A 20,927-nucleotide genomic window follows, 5' to 3' on the forward strand; every position below is an offset into this window, starting at 1 on the left:
ATGATCAGTAATAATCGAGAGCGTATTAACGCCAAGGTTAGCAATAGCACTGAACATGGTGTTAATTTTACCATTGACCTAGTCGCAGAAAACGCTTTATTACTAAGCTGGCAAGCCAAAATATCGCTCACACAGCATAATGAAATTATTGCCTTACAAGCTATGATTACCCAGCAGTTGGGTGAGTTAATTATAGAAACAGTGGCAAGCTATCATTGTTTAATGGTTTATTATTGCCCGCAACTTAGCTCAAGCCTGCAAGTGATCGACAAAATTAACCGTGTCGCCAAAAACGCTAGCCATAAAAACAGCAATGGCGATGAGCAAGATGATAATCCAAACAATAAATTAGCCCATCAAGCGGCCCATGAGCATTGCATTAAAATACCGGTTTACTACGACCGTGAGCAAGAGTGGGATTTAGCCGACGTTGCCAAGCGCTGTAATATGTCAATGGATGAGGTGATCAAACAGCACAGTGCTCACACTTACCACGGCTATGCTTTAGGTTTTACGCCAGGATTTTGTTACTTGGCCAGTTTACCTGAAAGTTTACAGCTGCCTCGCAAGTCTTCGCCGCGCATAAAAGTACCTAAGGGCGCTGTGGCTATTGCTGAGCAGCAAAGTGCTATTTATCCGATTGAAAGTCCCGGTGGTTGGCATATTATCGGCCAAACCCCCTTACCTATGTATGAAAGTCACCATGGTCAGTTCAATGCCAGCATTCAGGTTGGGCAAAATGTGCAGTTTTATGCTATTTCAAAAGCTGAATTTCTTGCACTAGAACAAGGTTTAGCAGAATGAAACAAAATTTCCTTGAAATTATCACCATGAATGGTCAAGCAAGTATTCAAGATCTTGGCCGTCTTAATGCTCAGCATCTTGGTTTTAGTGCCAGTGGCGCCGCCGACGAATTTGCTTTCCTTAGTGCCAATAAACTTATCACGAATAAACTCAGCATTAAGCCTGTGCATAATATTGCCAAAACAAATAATAAACTAGCTAATGATGCCGCAATAGAAATAACCTTAGGGCAAATCAGCTTCAAAGCCAATGCCGCTTGCACCATAGCTATAACGGGCGCTGACTGCCAAGCTAAAATCAATAATGTGACTATCAATAACTGGCAATGCCATCAATTACTTGCCGGCGATATTATTGACTTTGCTATGCCAAAAACCCAGTTACATAGTTATCTGACCATACTGGGTGGTTTTACTTGCCAAACAGCACAACAACCCTGGTTAGGCAGCTTAGCTCAAACCGTTAATGAAATGGCCTTAGGCTTCACTGGCGAAGCGTTAAGGGTCGGCAGTAAACTTTATTTTTCAACAAAAAATCAGCCTTTAGCTGAAGCCACGCTAACACAACAAACTCAGCTAGAATCACTAAAAGCAAATAGACCGACAACGGCGCCAGCCTTATTTTACCCGCAGCAAAAACTGACCTTACGTGTTATGCCCAGTCGCTTATTTTTACAAATGAGTAGCGCGCAACAGCAACAATTTTTAACCACTGAATATGTTATTTCACCTGATAGCAATCGCATGGGTTATCGCCTACAGGTTAAGTCGCCACAAACCTCATCGCCATCGCCAGACAAAAAAATACTGACTCAGCCGTTACGCAGCCAGTGTTTATTATCAATGCCAGTAACTTACGGCATGGTGCAATTTCCTGACAACGAACAACCAATTATATTAATGAAAGAGCGACAAACCATGGGTGGTTATCCCGTGCTTGGCACCGTAATGCAAACCGACTTATTTCGTTTAAGCCAAATGCGTCCTGGGGCGGAAGTGGCATTCACCTTAATTACTTACCCACAAGCCCAGCAGCAATTACGCGCATTTTACCAAAAACTATACTGATACATTTTTTAGCAAGCGCTAAAGATAACCTAAAGGTAGAATGGCGATCGATAAAAGCTTAGAATAGCGCCCGCTTTACGATTTGGTTTTACGCAGGTACTGCTTTGTTATTAATGATCGACAATTATGACTCTTTTACTTTTAACCTAGTGCATTATTTTCAAGCACTGGGACAGGAAGTTAAAGTCTGTAGAAACGATGAAATCAGCTTAGCGGAAATTGCCGCATTAGCACCGCAATATATTGTTATTTCCCCTGGACCTTGTAACCCTGACGCGGCGGGTTTATCGCTAGCGATAATTGAGAGGTTTAAAGGCCAAATTGCCATATTAGGCGTATGCTTAGGACATCAATGCATTGCCCAGCACTTTGGCGCTAAAGTCGTTAAAGCGAGCAAAGTTATGCACGGTAAAACTAGTGTTATTAGCCATAATGAGCAAGGCTTATTTAGCACATTAAAACAGCCATTAACCGTTACACGCTATCACTCCTTAATTGTTGATAAACAATCTTTACCTGATGAACTAGAAATAACTGCTTGGATCACTGAAAATGGACAGCAAGACATCATGGCCTTGCAACATAAATATTTGGCCATTGCCAGTGTACAATTTCATCCTGAATCTGTGTTAACTGAACAGGGTCACCAATTACTGCAAAATTTTATTGATCAATATGCAAATAAAATAGATGATAATGCTGAGCCCAGTTAAGCTTTTAAGATAAAAATATAAACCTCGAAAAATCAATAGATCCTAATGAAACAGCTTAATAGGCCGATAACCTAGTGAGCACAAAATATTATAAATTGATAACGAATACTGATAATGAAGTCCTGATGCAAATATTTGAAAATAATAAATTAGTTTACGCTATCTATAGTCGAGCACTGAGTCTGACGATTAGTAAAGACTTTGCCAACCTAAAAAGTGGCAAAATAAATATGACTAAGCAACAAGACAGTGAGCAGTTTCACCGTCGACGTGAGTTACTGGCGGTAGAAGAAGAAGCTAACAAAAAAAAAATCATTCAAGCACATGGCCAAGAACATTTTAAAACACAAGTAAAGACTCAGTTTTTTAAGCGGGTTAATGCCCAAGTTGATAAAGAGTTTGATAATAAAGAAAACCTCTACATGAATGTGTTAAAAATAGAAGATGCAGCACCTTCTATTATGGAAATATTGGCAGTAAAAGCCGCCAGTATTAATCGCATCACACCACTAGCGAAAACATTACCTTGGTTATGTAGTGAATTAATCAATTTGGTCAACAAGCCTCAGTACCGTAAACGCTCAGAAATACAAGTAACAGAGCCCCATTTGGCGTTAAGCTATGTTGGTTTAGACAACCTTAAATTGGTCATGCCCATGTTTATGCTCAAACATTGGTTACCCACCCAAACAACACCTTACCCTTTAATGAAAAGAAAACTATGGAACGATAGTTTATCGGTCGCGCTAGCGGCACAACTATTAGCCAAGGAGCAAGGCTTAGATGAATTCACCGCCTTCACCGCCGGCATGTTAAGTAACTTAGGCTTATTTGCGGTTACCTGTGGGGTTTTAAATACCTATAGTGAGCTTTATAATGCAGAGTTACGCAGCGCTTATGAAAGTAAAGATAAAAAACTCCATGATGCTTTAATGACACTCGACGTGGCACCCGAATTATTACTTGAGCAGTTACTTCAACGCAGCAGTAAAGTGGCGGCAGATATGGTTGAACTCATGCGTTTTGATCGTTTACAAATTACTGAACCCTTATTCGATTTAGCCTACGCGGTTAATATCGATCACATGTGCCCAATTGCTAAGCTAGTCATCAAGGCCAAAGCTTATGTCACTTTTAGAAGCTTGGCAAAAGAAGATCTGATCAACACAGATGAAGCAAAAATACTGCTCACAGCGGGTAAACTAACAAAAAATGACATTGCCTTGCTCAAGAAAAGCGATATCAAGCATATAAAATTAACCTTCAATTAGCGCCTATTGACCTTTCAATGCAGTGTTTGTGTCAATTTACCCTGCCCTTCCAGTCACTAGCAACAGCTGAGTTCCTTACGCTCACGTTCAAATAAATGGCGATAAAGTCAGCTAAAAGCTAAATTACGCTAATTTATTTTTGATTAATTATGAAACCTTGCCAGTAATTGCAGTTCACCCTAAGTGACATAAGGCGTTAGCCACAGCCATTGAATTAATGAATTCGACCATTTTTGTGAAAAAAAACAGCAAACATAGTTATGCAGTAATAATGAATAAAAACGGCTAAGCCTTTATTTTACAAGGGCTTCAGCGCACTTTGACAAGACACTGCCTGTTTTTTCTGTCATAATTCGTGCCTATTTTAATTAGTCCTGCCGTTAAATAATGCATACTAGTTAATTCATTTAGTTTTGCTAGCGTTGACGCCCAAAGCTAATAAACAACTATTGATTATACTATCCTAAATATAAGAGGAATTTACAATGTCTAACCACTTCCCAGTAAATCGTGAGTTATTTGATGATGTTATGGTACCTAACTATGCACCGTCTGCTGTTATCCCTGTTCGCGGTCTAGGTTCACGTGTTTGGGATCAACAAGATCGTGAGTTTATCGATTTTGCTGGTGGCATTGCCGTTAACTGTTTAGGACATTGTCATCCTGCATTAGTTGCCGCGTTAACCGAACAAGCTAATAAAATTTGGCATTTATCTAATGTGATGACTAACGAGCCGGCATTACGTTTAGCGAAAAAATTAACTGATAGCACCTTTGCAGATAAAGTTTACTTTGCTAACTCTGGCGCAGAAGCTAACGAAGCGGCTTTAAAATTAGCCCGTCGTTTTGCCCTTGAAAACTTTGGTGCAGAAAAATCACAAATTATTGCGTTTAAACAAGGCTTTCATGGTCGCACCTTCTTTACCGTTACGGTTGGTGGTCAAGCAGCTTACTCTGATGGTTTTGGCCCTAAACCTGGTGACATTGACCATGCTGAATATAACAACTTAGACAGTTTAAAAGCCCTTATGTCTGACAAAACTTGTGCCGTAGTCATGGAACCATTACAAGGTGAAGGCGGTGTTGTTTCACCAACAGATGAGTTTGCTAAAGGTGTTCGCGAACTTTGTAACCAACATAACGCTTTATTAATTTTTGATGAAGTTCAAACCGGTGTTGGCCGTTTAGGCGAGCTATATGCCTATATGGGCTTAGGTGTTACACCTGACATTTTAACCTCAGCTAAAGCACTAGGTGGTGGTTTCCCTATTGGCGCTATGCTCACAACAAATGACATTGCTCAACACCTTAAAGTAGGTACGCACGGCAGTACATACGGTGGTAATCCATTAGCCTGCGCTGTCGCCGAAGCAGCACTTGATACCGTTAATACGGTTGAAGTGCTAGACGGAGTTAAAGCCAAAGCAAAACTTTATGTCGCCGGTTTAAATGCGATTAATGCTAAATACCATATGTTTAGCGAAATTCGTGGTAAAGGCTTATTAATTGGTGCGGTATTAACTGAAGCATATAAAGGTCGAGCAAAAGAATTGTTAAATGCGGCACTGGAAGAAGGTCTAATGACCCTTATTGCCGGCGCTAACATTATGCGTTTCGCCCCTTCATTAGTTATACCTGATGAAGATATTGTAGAAGGTTTAGCGCGTTTTGAAAAAGCCGTGGCTAAATTAGCTAAATAAGTCATTCATTATTATAGCGTTCAAATACCTTAAGATACTTAGGTGTTTGAACGTCTCATTGAGAGTTTTCTATGATTATTATACGCCCTATTCAAAACAGTGATTATGATGCACTTCATCGCATTGCTGTGGAGTCAGGACACGGTTTTACATCACTACCGGTCAACGAAACACTGCTAAAAAATCGCATTTCTCACGCTGAAGTTTCTTTCAAAAGCTCGGTTACTGAGCCAGGTAAAGAAGGTTACCTCTTTGTTATGGAGGATACCGAAACAGGCGCTGTTGTTGGCACCAGTGGCATTGAAGCGGCAGTGGGTTTGGATGATGCATTTTATCATTACCATTTAGGTAAGGTTGTACACAGCTCTCGTGAGCTTAATATATATAATACCGTTGAAACATTGTCATTATGCAATGACTATACGGGTGCCTCTGAAATTTGTACTTTATTCTTGAGCGAAAGTCATCGCAAGAATAGTAACGGACGCTTCTTATCACGTGTTCGTTTTCTCTTTATGGCAGAGCACACAGAACGTTTCGCTGAAACCGTTATCGCAGAAATGCGCGGCGTTTCAGACGAAGACGGTTCATCACCTTTTTGGAAGTGGCTAGAAGAGCACTTCTTCTCGCTAGATTTCCCGACGGCAGATTACCTTACCGGTATAGGTAAAAAAGTATTTATTGCTGAGCTGATGCCAAAATACCCGATTTATGTCAACTTGTTGAGCCCAGAAGCACAACGGGTGATTAACAAGGTACATCCAAAAACAGTGCCAGCGTTAAGACTACTTGAAGCTGAAGGCTTCTCCCGTCGTGGTTATGTCGATATTTTTGATGGCGGCCCAACGGTTGAAACACAAACAGCCTTAGTTAAAACTGTCTGTCAAAGTCAACAATGCCAAGTATTGATTGGCGAAGTAGCAACCGACAATAATTATATTATTTGTAATCGCAAAGTAGCAGATTTTAGAGCAACCCAAGCCGCCGTGTTATTACGTGAAACAGCGAATCAAGTCGTGGTATCGCAAGCGGTTGCTGATGCGCTAATGGTTAATGAAGGAGATTGGGTGCGCCTAATTTCAAATTAATCATCTAATTAATACACTCATGAGCGATAAACGCACAGAGGAATCAACTATGTCACACAATATACAACTTATTAATGGTCACTGGACAGCAGGTTTAGGCCATGAAATTTTTTCAAAAAACCCAGCTAAAAATCAAATTATTTGGCAAGGAAATACCGCTTCTGTAGCACAAGTTGACGAAGCTGTTATGTCTGCGCGTGCAGCGTTCGACACTTGGTCTAATATGACCATTGACGCACGTATTGCTATTGCCGTGAAGTTTGCTGAATTACTGACTGAAAACAAAGAAGCGTTCGCCACCACTATTGCGCTTGAAACCGGCAAGCCACTTTGGGAAACCCGCACAGAAGTGGGCGCTATGGTAGGTAAAATAGCGATTTCAGTACGCGCCAATGAAGAACGTACTGGCACGGTTGAAAACCCAATGCCAGGTGCAAAAGCCTTTATTCGTCATAAGCCTCATGGTGTTGTCGCCGTTTACGGTCCTTATAATTTCCCTGGTCACTTGCCCAACGGTCATATCGTTCCTGCACTTATTGCCGGTAATACCATCGTATTCAAACCAAGCGAATTAACGCCTATGGTTGCTGAAGAAACCGTAAAGTTATGGCTACAAGCAGGTCTTCCTGCTGGCGTCATCAATATGGTTCAAGGTGAAGTTGAAACCGGTAAAGCACTCGCCAATCACCCACAAATTGATGGCTTATTTTTTACCGGTAGTTCGACTACAGGTCATTTTTTACATGAACAATTTGGTGGCCAACCTGGTAAAATTTTAGCGCTAGAAATGGGCGGCAATAACCCATTAGTTGTTAAAGATGTCAGTGATATCGATGCCGCAGTACACGACATTTTGCAATCAGCCTTCATTACTACAGGGCAACGTTGTACTTGTGCTCGTCGTTTATTTATTGAAGCGGGTGAACAAGGCGATGCTATTTTAGCTAAATTAGTGGCGAGTACAGCAGCCATTAAAATCGGTTATTTTGACGATGAAGAACAACCTTTTATCGGTTCGATGATTTCTGAAAAAGCTGCGCTAAGTTTAGTTGCCGCACAACAACAGCTGCTTGACCTTGGCGCAACATCTCTTGTGATGATGAAGCACCTTGAAGTAGGTACGGGTTTTATCTCACCCGGTATTGTTGATGTAACCAACATCTCAGGTATGCCAGATGATGAGCATTTTGGCCCATTATTAAAAGTGTATCGCTATACTGACTTTGATGCCGCGATCAATGAAGCTAACAATACGGCATTTGGTTTATCTGCTGGCTTATTGAGCGACAGCGAAGCATTATATACTCACTTCTTCCGCCGTATTCGTGCTGGTATCGTCAACTGGAACAAGCCAATCACTGGCGCCAGTAGTGCCGCACCTTTTGGTGGTATTGGCGCCAGCGGTAACCACAGAGCCAGCGCATTTTATGCTGCTGATTACTGTGCCTACCCAGTGGCTTCAGTTGAAGCTGAAAAAGTATCATTACCAGCGACATTAAGCCCTGGTTTATCAATTAAGTAATCTGCAAAATTTTAATTGAAATGAAACTGCACTGTCCATTAAAAAAAGCTGGGATCCGTCCCAGCTTTTTCAAAAGTATCGATCAAATATAGCCACCTGTTCTGAGTGGTTACCTAGTGTGCTGTCCTAAAAATTATTTACCTACCGAGTTTTGCTTAGTTAAAGACCAAGTTAAAAACTGAGTTAACTAGTTGTTTAAATAATAAATAGCCTTACATACCATTCAGCCAACTTACGCTACTGACACTAATTTACTTTATGCATTTAGGATTTTCACATGACACACGTTAAAAATTTATTTAATAACATTTGGCAAAACTACTTAGAAGTCACACCTTCAGCTCATAAATTACACCAGCTGTTAAGTACCGGTGACGATTTAATTAACGACCATGTTGCTTACCGCACTTTTAATATTGCGAAAGTAAATATCACAAAAATTTCTACGCACTTGCTGAACTTAGGTTACAAAGAATGTGGTGAATACCACTTTGTGGCAAAAAAACTATACGCAAAACACTTTGAGCACTCAGACACTAATTTACCAAAAGTATTTATCAGTGAGCTATTAGTAGAAGAGTTTTCGTTACCCGTACAAGCTATTATTGAGAAAATGGTTGCTGGCATTAATGAAGCGGATATTAACCTTGATAGCTTTTTATACTCAGGCACTCATTGGCAAGTTAGCCACCAAGAATATCTAGACTTGTTGGCCGAAAGTGAATACGCCGCATGGGTTGCTGCCTGGGGCTACCGCGCCAACCATTTTACGGTCAGCATTAACCACTTAGAAAACTATGACTCAATTGAAGCCGTGAATGCCGAAGTTAAAGCCAACGGTTTTACGCTCAATAGTGCCGGTGGAGAAATCAAAGGTGATGAAGCCGTTAAACTAGAGCAATCTTCCACCATGGCTGATCATGCCTTAGTTGAGTTCTCAGATAAAACTGTTGCCATTCCAAGTTGTTTTTATGAATTTGCCAAACGCTACCCGATGGAAAACGGTGAACTTTACACAGGTTTTGTTGCTGCATCTGCCGATAAAATTTTTGAAAGCACCAATACTGCTGCTTAATACCTGAGATTATAATGACGCCTTTGGTTAACACTATAGGTGTCAAATCTCCCCCCCTATTAAACGCTAAGCTTAGGCTTGTGCGCTTCCCTTCTTTTTAACTGTTTTATCATAACAATTGAATACTGTAAAAAAGCCGCTTGATTATCAGCTTAATTTACGAGTAGAGTAGGGTTACAATAAAGTGAGATATATATAAAATGGTGACCAATACTGAAGGTTATATTCATGTAATTGAATATTTAACCGCTAATTTAAGCTTATTTGAAAATAGCACCCATAACGTACAGGCCAAAAGCTCGGTGTTAGAGGTAATAGAACAAGAAATGAGTGAACAAATTATTACCTTATGTAATCAAAACGAGACCTTAGCCTTTAATCAACGAAATACTATTATTCGAGAAGCCGATGCCATTGTTTATGACTTACAAGAAATATTGTCCGGTGTAGTTAATAACTCTGTGACAAACGAGCAGTTAGCCTTTATTAAAGAATTTACGATGTTAATTAAAAATTTATTTGATACTGAAATTCATAGTTAGCTTATACCTTTACCGTGCGGTTGAGCTTTATGAAAAATAGCCATATTACCGTAGCAATTTTTCAGCTATGGGGCTCAGTAATAAGGCATTATTAACCTGTTAATCACTTATACCCTATAATCACAAGTAGACCTATGTTAGCTGAATTACCCCAAAACCATTTATGTAGCGTAACCCTCTTGGGTAACTTGGTAAATAAACCTGAGATTCGTTATCAAGCCAATCCGGTTATTGCTTTTGCTGAATTTACCTTGGCGACGCACAGTCGTTGGTTTGATAAAACCAGTAATAAATTTAAAGAATGGACTAGCTATCATACGGTAAAAGTTATCGGTGAAATTGTTGAACGTGCGCTTATTCACGCCGATAAAGGTGACATTATATTAGTGCAAGGCTACTTAATTAATAGTAAAAAAAATAACCGTGAAATTATCCACGCGAGTTATGCACAAACTTTCCCTAAAGGTTACGCACAATCTATCAATCAAATTCATTGCAGTGGCAATATTATTTCTGATATTAACGTCCTGACCACAGGGCACAATAAAACCTTAACCGAAATCATTGTGGAATCGAAACAACATATATTTTCCACTGTTACTCAACAAAGCCATGTAGTGACAATACAACGCCCAGTGTATGTTTGGGGTAAACAGGCACTTTATCTTGCTGAACATGGCAAAAGAAATGATCAAATAATAGTTGACGGAAAATTAAGCTATCTGAATAATAAGGACAAAAATCAATTTATCGATGCACAGCAAGCGATTTTACTTGCTAAGCACTAAACGCATGGACTGCTTATTAGTAATTTATATGGAATTCAATACTTTATGGACAAAAATAACGGGTTTAAACATTTTAAGCTGTATTTTATTTGCACCTTGGTCGCCGTTTTCAGTCAAGTGGTACACGCCATAGCGCCAATCGCCAATGATTTGGAATTATCGGCGATCGCTAACTTGAGTAAAGTGGCATTAAAAAATGACCAATGGCTTAGTGTATTACCTGTTATAGGGGATAAAAATCAATATTTTATAGCCACTAAAGCGGGGAATATTTATCAATTAAATAATAACGAAATAGCTCAATCCGCTTTTTTTGATTTAAAATTAGCCTTAGAAAATCCCAGCATTATCGCACTAACTGCGATTACCTTAGATCCAAATTTCTCCTATCGTGACCGTGATGGCTACCACACTTTTTACACTGCCCATACCGAAGCCAGCCAAAAGACCAGATCAAAGTTAAGCCCCAAAAACACAAACATTAACGTCCCTTTCGACGCGGTTATCATGCGCTGGCAAATATCGAGTGTACGAAACACTATGCCTAAACTGACTCAACAACATGAAATTATGCGTATTGCCATTGCTGGGCAGCAAGAAAATATTCAGCAATTAAGTTTTAACCCTTATCTTGCCCCTTGGCACAATGATTTTGGTTTACTTTTTATTGCCCTGACGCGCAGTGATACTTTGAAAAATGAAGCGCTTTACGATGGCGCAATACTGCGTATCAAACCAGGAACACAGGGGTTAAATAGCTATACCATTCCTGCCGATAACCCTTTTACAAACATCGCTGATATTCACAATGAAATTGTTTTTATCGCGGGACAAAAAACTGAACATTTTGACTGGATAAAAAATAGTGCGCCTAGCTTACTGGTACAATTTAACCAACCCGATGCTAATGTGCTCATCACAGCGAACATTGGTGATGACTGGCGAAAAGCTATCCCACAAGCACAGATAAAAAAACACTTACCCGCAGTAAGCACTCAACGTAAAACCTTACTTTATCATGGAAGAGAACAAGAAAATTTCCGGGGTAAGGCCTTGCACTTAAGCGAAATAGAAAACAATTGGCAATTGCAAACCATAGTATTACCTTCAATTTTGAGTAGCGACGATAAAAGTCAAGATATCAACCATAAACTCATCAAACCAAATGCAAACGAACCAGCTAAATTTAGTTTACATCAAAGCCACAATGGCGAGCTGTTGTTGCTTGAACATAACCAACAGCGCTTATACACCATTAAAGTGCCTGAAATCGTCAGCAGTAAAACAGCTATCACGGATAATGCATTAAGCACTTCGAATAACAAGAGTGCGTTTGCTTTGATGTTTTTATTGAGCTTTATTGTCGCTGGCTATTTTTGGTATTCTAAAAAAAACACCGTTAAAAAACAAAGTGCTTTGCATGAACAATGGGCCAAATTTGAGCTTGATAAGACAAAAAAATCACTATCTCTGTATAAACGCCACGCCAAAACGGCTGAACTAAGCCTTAACCTATCAACAATAACTCGCAGTGAAGTATTATTGAACGATGAGGTTATTTCAACCATCAGTGCTAATTCAACACCCACCTTCTCAAATGATCTGGAAGATCAAGTACTGACTGCTTTTGCGAAAGAGCATAGATTTAAAATGGTTAATGAAAAACAGAGAAGCATTCAATTATGCTTAACCGATGATCAGCAAAACCGTTATCTAATTTGCCTGTATTTTCGGGTTGATGATACGCGTCATACCAAACTTAAATATAATAAAGTGATCGACAATGTTATCGACTGGCAATGGCTATTTGCTCAACATATCAACCCAGATAAAACCCCTAAACGAACTATTAAAGTTAAGGTTCCCCGTAAAAAGCCCGCTAATAGTGTGGCAACACAGTCAACTTCTGCACAAAAGTTACGCGCCGAAATATTAGAAGATGATTCAACACCAGCAAAGCACAGTCTGGATATTTCGCTCGATAGCTCAGCTGAAGATAACCTTATAATGAATACAAACGCGCAAAATAGCGAAGCAGAGGCAAGCAATATTGACACTAAGCTAGTGCTTGCTTTAGACAAACTAGTGATGATGAAAAAACAAGGCTATTTAAATGAGCGTGAGTTTACTATCGCCAAAACAAAAATTTTAAAAAATTTAACCAACAACTAATACCGAATATTTAATACAATACCAATGATTTCAACCATAGGTTAACTCGTTAACAGCGCTTGTATTTACTAAGAAAGCAGCGCAAAATGCGGCCAATTTTTCGTATTGACTTGCTTTATGCCAACCTTGTCGCGACGACTTTTCCTGTTAGTATTCATACTTTTTGAAAATGAGTGCCTACGACTACGGCAGTATTATCATCAGTCGCGTGACTAATGTTTATCATGGCGCTAGCTTTCGTGTTGATATCGAGCAATAACCGCTACTTATTGGTAAAAATAAAACACAAAGTTGCCGCCGTCTTAAGGGCAAACTTTTACTACCATGGGTTTAATATTTAACTAAGGCAAGGCAATCAATTGTTTAAAACAAAGTCAGCATTAAGGTTAAGCCTGTTCGCCAGCATAATATCGTTACTTTTGGCGCTTACCTTAGCGATGCTATTACTCGGTGACTATGGCATGAGTATGCAAAATTATTTGCATACTTTCATTCCATCCACCTTATTCGGTGGCTTAATATTTACCCTGCTTTTTGCCCCCGCAATGGCGCTTGGCTTGCCTCGACAAGTTGCGGCGTTGAGTGCTGGCTATTTATTCAGTGCTGGCTATGGCATGGTCTTAGCAACACTAGCGGCCGTTTTGGGCTGCTTGATAACCCTGATGTTAGCGCGCAAATTATTTGCTAAAAAAGTGCAAGATTATTACCCTGGGCAACTAGCGAAAGTTAGCCATTTCTTTAGTCAAAACACTTTTTTAAAAGCCCTGACTATCCGCCTTTTACCGGCTGGGTCAAACTTTCTCACTAACGTTCTGGCAGGTACCGCAGGTTCGCCAATAAAGCCTTATGTCTTAGGCTCAGCACTCGGCTTTATGCCGCAAATGACTATATTTGCATTAATGGGCGCTGGCTTACAAGTCAATGGACAACAGCAACTGATGATCAGCATTGTCTTACTGGTCATTGCCCTACTACTGAGTAGCTACTTGTATCGAAAAACTCGACACAAGTTAACGTTGAGTTAGTTAATTTGGTAAATTAAGTGGGTAGATTGAGTGGGTAGATTCGGCTAAAGCCTGAAAAATTGCCACAAGTGACTCAATATTCAGTAACTTATGAGCGTTTTTATTAAGTGTTCCACCGCTGATTTGATGATTAAAAATGTAACTATACTCAGTTAAGCCGAGTACTTTTCCATTATTTGTATGCCGCTAAGTTTGTTTTAGCTTACCTGACTGGCACTTTAGTTTTACTTAGACTTTGATTTCAGCTCAGCAGCAGGGAACATTGTTTAGGGTTATTGCATTATTATACTGAGCATAATACACTGACATTGTACTGTTGAATTTACCGTCTCCCCTTTTAATTCAAGGCTATCAAGGCCATTCCTAAAACAGTAAAAACAAGGAAAAGTATTTGTCGATACTTTTTGGTAGTAGTAACACAATATTGATTTTCATAGCGCATACGCAATTGTCAGCGCTAATCATCCGATGAGATACACTTGCATAGCGTGTTACAGATACTCAGTACCCGTATTAACTTTACCAAGGTTTGTTATCCGTTTGTCGACTGGCTAAGTTCAAAGCCAACAATAGCATAACAAAATTGGAGCGATAGTTAGCTAGGCTACTAGGCAAATCCAACGTTTAATGAGCAACGAAAGTGACAACGTCACTTTTATACACACTACTATCTATACAACTCATAATTATAAGAAACCAACTTTATGACGTATACCAAGCAATACCTGTTTATTCTACTACTTTTTGTTGTGTCTAGCGCACAAGCAGAACTGCCGCCCCAATTACCCTCCCCTCTAGATAACTTGACGATTTACTCTAGCGCGGCCATCACCATGGGTGCGAGTTCAATCGTTGGTGGTAATATTCAAGTAGAGGCCGCTGCCACGATAGGTGCAAGCTCAACCGTCAGTGGCCACCTTATCGCCGGAGCCGCTGTCACACTTGACGCCACTGTAAAAATTGGTGGCTTTGTTGAGGCCCGTGACGCGGGTACGATTGGTGCAGACTCAACGGTTGCGGGCCACTTTACCACCGGAGACGCAGCAACACTTGGCGCCACGACCATAGATGGCAATATTATTGTTGGTGGCGACCTTACGGCTGGCGCCGCGATACTTGTCGGTACCAAGGCAGTGATCGGGGGCAATGTTAGGTCCGGAGCTTCCTCATCCACAGACTTTGGCGCAAATTCAATAGTTAACGGCGATGCGACAGCCGGAACCGCCCTAACACTCGGTGCCGATGTCGTCATTGGCGGCAATGCTCAGGCTGGGAGCGGCGCTGTAGCGCTTGGTGTAAATTCAGCAGTAGCAGGTAATGCTAGAGCCGGAACTAGTGTTACGCTAGCCGCAGATGCAACTGTTGGGGGGACAATTACAGAAAACAGTAGTGAGACATTTTCTAATGCCCCCAAAGAGCCGATAGATGATCAGAGTCCGGAACTTGCAGCTATACAAGCAGATCTAGCCGCTATGCAAGCTCCGGCAGCAAATCAACTCACTACGTCGATGACCGTAAGTACAACACTTAAAAAAGGTGTTTATCATACAACAGCACTAACCACCACTGCTGGCATCACCATTACCTTGGATGGCGAAGGTGTAGATGGCCATTGGCTTATCAATAGCGACTCCTTCGTTGCCTTTGGTGCCAGTACGGTAATTGAATTAGTCGATGTAACCCCCAACAGCACCATCACTTGGAATGCAGGAGGCTACATATCTGCAGGCGCAAGTGTCAATCTAGTCGGGTCTTTTTTTGCCGGCTCTTACATCCTCACTGGTGCAAGTACTACGCTAGAAGGTGTCAGTGATAGTTGCGGTGGTTTTTTCACCACCACTGGCGCTGTCACTTTAGGTGCCAGTAACTTAATTGGCACCGTTGGCTGTAAAGCTACACCACTACTAGAATACCGCTTCGAGGAAGCTACTTGGAATGGTAGTCCCGGTGAGATTTTCGACCACACCGGTAATAACTACAATGCTCAGGTTAATAATAATTCTACACCTCAAATCGCTTCGCCAGCCCTAACTGGCAACCCTGGCACTTGTGGTTATGCTAGTCAAAATGATGGGTCTATTCAGGCAACAGGCTTGCCATTAAATACCACCACTAATGGCATAAAAACCACAGTAACCTTCTGGATGAATTGGGATGGCGAAGATAGTGTCATGCCTGTTGGTTGGCAGGTTTACGATATCTGGATGGTCGCTGGCTCAATAGGATTTAACACTGGAAATAATGATATTTATGGTATTTCGAGCGATGGGTTAGCCAATGGCTGGCATCATGTCGCTGTCGAGTTCACCAACGGTAATGTCACTCGTAACCGCATGCACATCGATGGTATAGAACAAGAGCTAACTCAACTTTATGGCTCACCAATCAACAGTCGAGCTTATGTTGCTAGCGAACTACGCATTGGCGGTTGGTCATATAATGCAGATTATAATTTTCACGGTCTAATCGACGAGGTACGCGTCTACCAAAGTGCTTTAACCACGGGCCAAGTAGAAACTATTATGGCTGAACGGCATCCTTGCTTAACCACAACACCTTTGGCCGTATATCGTTTCGATGAGCCCACATGGGCAGGCAATGCCGAAGAAATTATTGATGAAACCGGTAATTTTAATACACAAGCGATTAATGGCGCTTTCACTAAATCAGTAAATCCTTCAATTGTGGGTAACCCAGGAACCTGTGGTTATGGCAGCTTTGATGGTGACAATGATTACATAGCGCTACCTGATAGTTTTGAAAACTTAACCGGCAGCTTCACCATAACAGCTTGGATCAACCCAAGTAATCTTGATCCCGACTCGAGAATATTTCTTGATGATGAAAATGACACCCAAGGTTTTGGCTTTAGTTTAGGTGATCTAGGTAACGGCCAGCTAAGATTTTATTCTCGCGCTATTAACCCTGTTAGTGTTGATACCACGACCTCTATTACGCCAAATACATGGACTTTTGTTGCGGCCGTACACAACAGTGTCACCAAAACTAGGCAGATTTATATTAATGGTGTTGCACAAACCCTTACAGGAGGCAGCACTAGCGATACCTACACGGGCACTTGGGGAGAAGATAATGGCCCCACAACTATTGGTGGAGAAACAGATTTAGGTGAGATCAACAATCGATTTACTGGAGATATCGATGAAGTAAAGGTCTATAGCGGTGCTTTGACTGAAAACCAAATTTCAGCTGTTTATACTGAAACTCATGCTTGTATCCCTGCTATTCACCATTATGAAATTGCTCATGATGGCCAAGGCTTAACCTGTGACGAGGAGACTGTGTTAATTAAAGCCTGTAGCAATGAAAACTGTTCCAATTTGAGTACTGAATCAGTAACACTTGATTTTCTGGCTGACGCTGCTGTTATGAGTTCACCAAGCTTTGTCGGCAGTACTAACGTAGATTTTAATCATAGCCTTGCTGAGACCCTGACTTTTTCGCTCGCCAATGCCACCATTACAGCGGCCAACCCTCTAGTATGTGACAATAGCAATGGCACTAGTTGTGAGATGATATTTACCGATGCGGGTTTCAGATTTCTCTATGGTGACAGCAATAGCACAACCTTGCCTAATCAAACTGCAGGTTCAGTATTTAGCGAAACTTTAAAGCTGCAAGCAGTGCAAAACAGTAATGGTGTATGTACGGGTTTATTTACCGGTAATACCAATGTCGATTTATCGCAGAAAAACCTTGAACCTAATGGCACTAGTGGTCTCAGTTTTAGTATTGAGGGTAATGATATTGCAAAACACTCAGGCGTCACCCGTACCGAATTAATCTTTGGCGCCAACAGTATTGCAATAATACCGACACCCATATATCACGATGCGGGACAAATTCGTCTGCATGCCAATTATGACCTAGACGGCGTAACACTATCCGGCAATAGCAATCCGTTCTGGGTCAGCCCAGCCGAGCTTGTGGTCAGTGCTACATTAGGAGAAAGCCACTTAAATGGCGCTGCGGCAACCGCCAGCCCAACACATGCTGCAGGCGATAATTTTACGCTAACCGTAAGCGCCTTCAATAGCCTTGGCGTCATCACGCCAAATTATTCACCTGGAGCAATGCAGCTTAAGCTTGAGCGCACAGGTCCTACCTTAACGGATAGTGTCGACGGTAAGCTAACTTATGCCGCAGCGAGCTCGCTAGCAACTAGTATTAGTCCGGTATTCGAAAGTGTCACGCTCAATAATTTTTCTTCAGGGCAGTCGGTTTATACGGCCGCGCAATATTCAGAAGTGGGCTTACTAAATCTAGGCCTTCAAGACAGTAATTATGGCAATGAAGGTATTGTGATTGATGCTACTGCTATCGATATTGGTCGCTTTATTCCTGATCATTTCACACAAACCGTAGCCGAAAATGGCGCTTTTATGGCGGTTTGTGATACAGCAACCACCTTTGCTTATAGTGGCCAAAAAAATGCAACTAACGATAGTATGGGGACAATTTCATACGCCATCAATCCGGTATTTGCCATTACCGCCCGTAACAAACAAGGTGTTATTACCCAAAATTATTATGAAGACAATCAAGATAGCGCGAATGACTATATGAAGCTCAGCACGGCGAATATAAGTATTACTGCGCCCACATTAGACCAAGTAGCAACCGGCGTTGATAATAACAAACTGCCCTTAACAGCCAATATGACTGCGGGTATCTTGAGTCAAAATGATTTAACCGCACAGCCTACCGTTGCATTACCCAAAGGGGTATTACACTACCAATTGTCAGAGAGTGATAACTTTTTTTATAACCGCTCTGCGAACACACGAGTGGCGCCATTTAACTCAGATATTAACTTTTCTACTGCGACTATCATAGACACAGATACCGTCAACGTGACAAGCACAGTTGATGCCTCACCAAGCGGTGTTGAAATTCGATTTGGCCGCTTAGTGTTACAAAACAGCTTTGGACCTGAAACGTCAGACTTGCCACAACCGATGCAAATTGAACATTTTACTGACAATGGTTTTATTGTCAGCTCAGATAATAATTGCGTCAGTTATGATACCAACAAGATTACACTGAGCAATATTAGTTTAGACCCTGCATTAACCGGTGTACTGCCAGACCCAGAATTGGCGGCAGCAAAGGGATATTTCATTGCGGGTAAAACACGGACAATTAAATTGGCCGCACCTGGTGCTCCAAATCCACCTGGCGCTCCACGTCAAGGAAAAATCGGTGTGTCGTATGATGCTTTAGATTGGTTGAAATATGATTGGAACCTTAATGGTGAATATGAAGATGACCCTTCAGCGGTTGCCTCGTTTGGCCAGTTTCGAGGTAATGACAGAATCATCTCTTGGAAGGAAGTGTTTAATCAATAATAGTCAGTAACCTTGAAATAATGACACTAAGGACTATTTCAAGGTTTTCTATCAACGAGAGTACTAGTTATTAAGTCTACTGCTTAGAGGGTTGTTTTGTAGGTCGAACTTCAGTCCGTCAACCGTTTAGCGGGCTAATTAACATCATGGGCCAACAAGCATCTACAGCGACTATTATTGGGTTTATCAGCCTTAATGCCAAACACGGTTAAATTTCATTTAACTTGATGGACTAAAGTCCAACCTACATGGGCAACTGTTATATGGGAAATTAATCTGATGGATTAACCATTTTTTGTCGGACGGACTTCAGTCCGTCAACCGTTTAGCGCACTAATTAATATCATGGGCCAACAATCATCTGCAGCGACTATTATTGGGTTTGTCAGCCTTAATGCCAAACACGGTTAAATTTCATTTAACTTGATGGACTAAAGTCCAACCTACATGGGGCAACTGTTAAATGGGAAGTCAATCTGATGGATTAACCATTTTTTGTCGGTCGGACTTCAGTCCGTCAACCGTTTAGCGGACTAATTATTGTCATGGGCCAACAATCATCTGCAGCGACTATTATTGGGTTTATCAGCCTTAATGCCAAACAAAGATAAATAGCGATGTTAATTTCAGCTTAGACAATGATAATCAACTACCAAAGAGTGATTAACAATGGCGTAATGCTAATAAACTCAATTCCCTTTTTAAATTAAAAAGACCCGCTTTAAGCCATGCTACAATACTTGATGTGTGGTGTTCTGGGATTAATACTCCTGAATACTATCACTTGTATTTAAAATTTCCTCCCCCTCCCAATTTATTATTAAATAGCTAAAATTCAGAGATATAAGAGTATTATGCCAGAGTTACCAGAAGTTGAAGTTTGTCGTTTAGGTATTACGCCCCATATTTCAGGGCAGGAAGTGGCCCACGTGGTGGTTCGCAATGCCAAATTACGCTGGCCTATTCCTGATGAAGTGCATAGTGTTGTTGGGCAAACCTTAGAAAAAATAGAGCGTCGATCTAAATATTTATTGCTCAGGTTTTCTAGTGGCACCTTGTTATTACATTTAGGCATGTCGGGGTCAGTGCGCATTCTTGAGCACGACACGCCTGCGATAAAGCATGACCATTTTGAGCTATTATTTGCGAACGACAAAATGTTGAGATTAAATGATCCGCGCCGTTTTGGTGCTGTATTGTGGTTTCCTGAACATCATGACTTGCAAGGCTTATTGACCAAATTGGGCCCAGAGCCACTAACAGATGACTTTACTTATGGGCATTTATTTGCCAAAGCCGGTAACCGAAAAGTGCCGGTTAAAACCTTCTTAATGGATAATCATGTTGTGGTAGGCGTTGGTAATATTTATGCCAATGAAGCACTATTTATCGCCAGCATTCATCCTGCTACGCTAGTGAATAGCATCAGTGAAGCGAAGTTTAATGAATTAACCGATATTATTAAGCGGGTACTCGCTGCAGCCATTGCACTCGGTGGCACTACTTTAAAAGACTTTACACAAGCAGATGGTAAACCAGGTTATTTTGCCCAAAAACTTTTTGTTTATGGCCGTGCCGGTCAGCAATGTGATGGCTGCCAAAGTGTATTAGAAGAAATTCGTCAATCTAATCGCAGCTCAGTGTTTTGTCCACAATGCCAAGTATTACCAGAAAACACCCCTAAAAATGTACAGAATAAAAAACTGAAAGCAAAAGTAAAAGTCACCACAAAGCAGCTTGCCGTTAAGAAAAAAGCGCTTAAAAGCAAAAGCGCTAACCAATAACGGCTTA

Annotated in this window: 14 protein-coding genes; all 14 read left to right on the forward strand. The window is 41.0% G+C overall.

The annotated features are described in order from the left end of the window. The 14 genes from pxpB to mutM all read left to right on the forward strand — a co-directional run bounded on the left by pxpB (position 1) and on the right by mutM (position 20,920). Positions 1-804 (forward strand): 5-oxoprolinase subunit PxpB, encoded by an 804-nt coding sequence (pxpB, locus tag H4J61_RS05785; protein WP_182184320.1) that lies wholly within the window; start codon positions 1-3, stop codon positions 802-804. Further along, positions 801-1,871, forward strand: coding sequence for a biotin-dependent carboxyltransferase family protein (locus H4J61_RS05790; RefSeq protein WP_182184321.1), 1,071 nt, complete (start codon positions 801-803; stop codon positions 1,869-1,871). Before pxpB ends, H4J61_RS05790 begins: the two co-directional genes overlap by 4 nt. Before the next feature lie 104 nt (positions 1,872-1,975). After that, positions 1,976-2,584 (forward strand): aminodeoxychorismate/anthranilate synthase component II, encoded by a 609-nt coding sequence (locus tag H4J61_RS05795; RefSeq protein ID WP_182184322.1) that lies wholly within the window; start codon positions 1,976-1,978, stop codon positions 2,582-2,584. A gap of 125 nt (positions 2,585-2,709) precedes the next feature. Further along, on the forward strand, positions 2,710-3,855 hold the full coding sequence (locus H4J61_RS05800) for an HDOD domain-containing protein (protein WP_182184323.1): 1,146 nt from the start codon (positions 2,710-2,712) through the stop codon (positions 3,853-3,855). Between the two features lie 485 nt (positions 3,856-4,340). Continuing rightward, a complete protein-coding gene (locus H4J61_RS05805; protein WP_182135956.1) occupies positions 4,341-5,555 on the forward strand; it encodes an aspartate aminotransferase family protein in 1,215 nt (404 codons plus the stop codon). Positions 5,556-5,626: 71 nt separating this feature from the next. Then, on the forward strand, positions 5,627-6,643 hold the full coding sequence (astA, locus tag H4J61_RS05810; protein ID WP_182135957.1) for an arginine N-succinyltransferase: 1,017 nt from the start codon (positions 5,627-5,629) through the stop codon (positions 6,641-6,643). Positions 6,644-6,692: 49 nt separating this feature from the next. Further along, a complete protein-coding gene (astD, locus tag H4J61_RS05815; protein WP_182184324.1) occupies positions 6,693-8,165 on the forward strand; it encodes a succinylglutamate-semialdehyde dehydrogenase in 1,473 nt (490 codons plus the stop codon). A gap of 277 nt (positions 8,166-8,442) precedes the next feature. Further along, the gene (locus H4J61_RS05820) at positions 8,443-9,240 is read left to right on the forward strand and encodes a DUF1338 domain-containing protein (protein WP_182184325.1); all 798 of its coding nucleotides are present in this window, start codon (positions 8,443-8,445) and stop codon (positions 9,238-9,240) included. 200 nt (positions 9,241-9,440) lie between these two features. Beyond that, positions 9,441-9,782: a DUF3802 family protein gene (locus H4J61_RS05825; RefSeq protein ID WP_182184326.1), complete on the forward strand. Its 342-nt coding sequence runs from the start codon at positions 9,441-9,443 to the stop codon at positions 9,780-9,782. A 134-nt stretch (positions 9,783-9,916) separates the two neighbouring features. Beyond that, positions 9,917-10,570 carry a single-stranded DNA-binding protein gene (locus H4J61_RS05830; protein WP_182184327.1) on the forward strand — a complete coding sequence of 218 codons (654 nt, stop codon included), beginning with the start codon at positions 9,917-9,919 and terminating at the stop codon, positions 10,568-10,570. A gap of 45 nt (positions 10,571-10,615) precedes the next feature. Then, entirely contained in the window at positions 10,616-12,742 is a 2,127-nt protein-coding gene (locus H4J61_RS05835; protein ID WP_182184328.1) for a hypothetical protein, read from the forward strand. 359 nt (positions 12,743-13,101) lie between these two features. Continuing rightward, complete coding sequence (locus tag H4J61_RS05840) at positions 13,102-13,767, forward strand: TVP38/TMEM64 family protein (protein WP_182184329.1); 666 nt, start codon at positions 13,102-13,104, stop codon at positions 13,765-13,767. A 704-nt stretch (positions 13,768-14,471) separates the two neighbouring features. Further along, positions 14,472-19,136: a DUF6701 domain-containing protein gene (locus tag H4J61_RS05845; protein WP_182184330.1), complete on the forward strand. Its 4,665-nt coding sequence runs from the start codon at positions 14,472-14,474 to the stop codon at positions 19,134-19,136. Between the two features lie 854 nt (positions 19,137-19,990). Beyond that, on the forward strand, positions 19,991-20,920 hold the full coding sequence (gene mutM / locus H4J61_RS05850) for a bifunctional DNA-formamidopyrimidine glycosylase/DNA-(apurinic or apyrimidinic site) lyase (protein WP_182184331.1): 930 nt from the start codon (positions 19,991-19,993) through the stop codon (positions 20,918-20,920). Positions 20,921-20,927 lie beyond the last annotated feature (7 nt).

The sequence above is a fragment of the Colwellia sp. MB3u-4 genome, from assembly GCF_014077065.1.
Taxonomy (GTDB): Bacteria; Pseudomonadota; Gammaproteobacteria; order Enterobacterales; family Alteromonadaceae; genus Cognaticolwellia.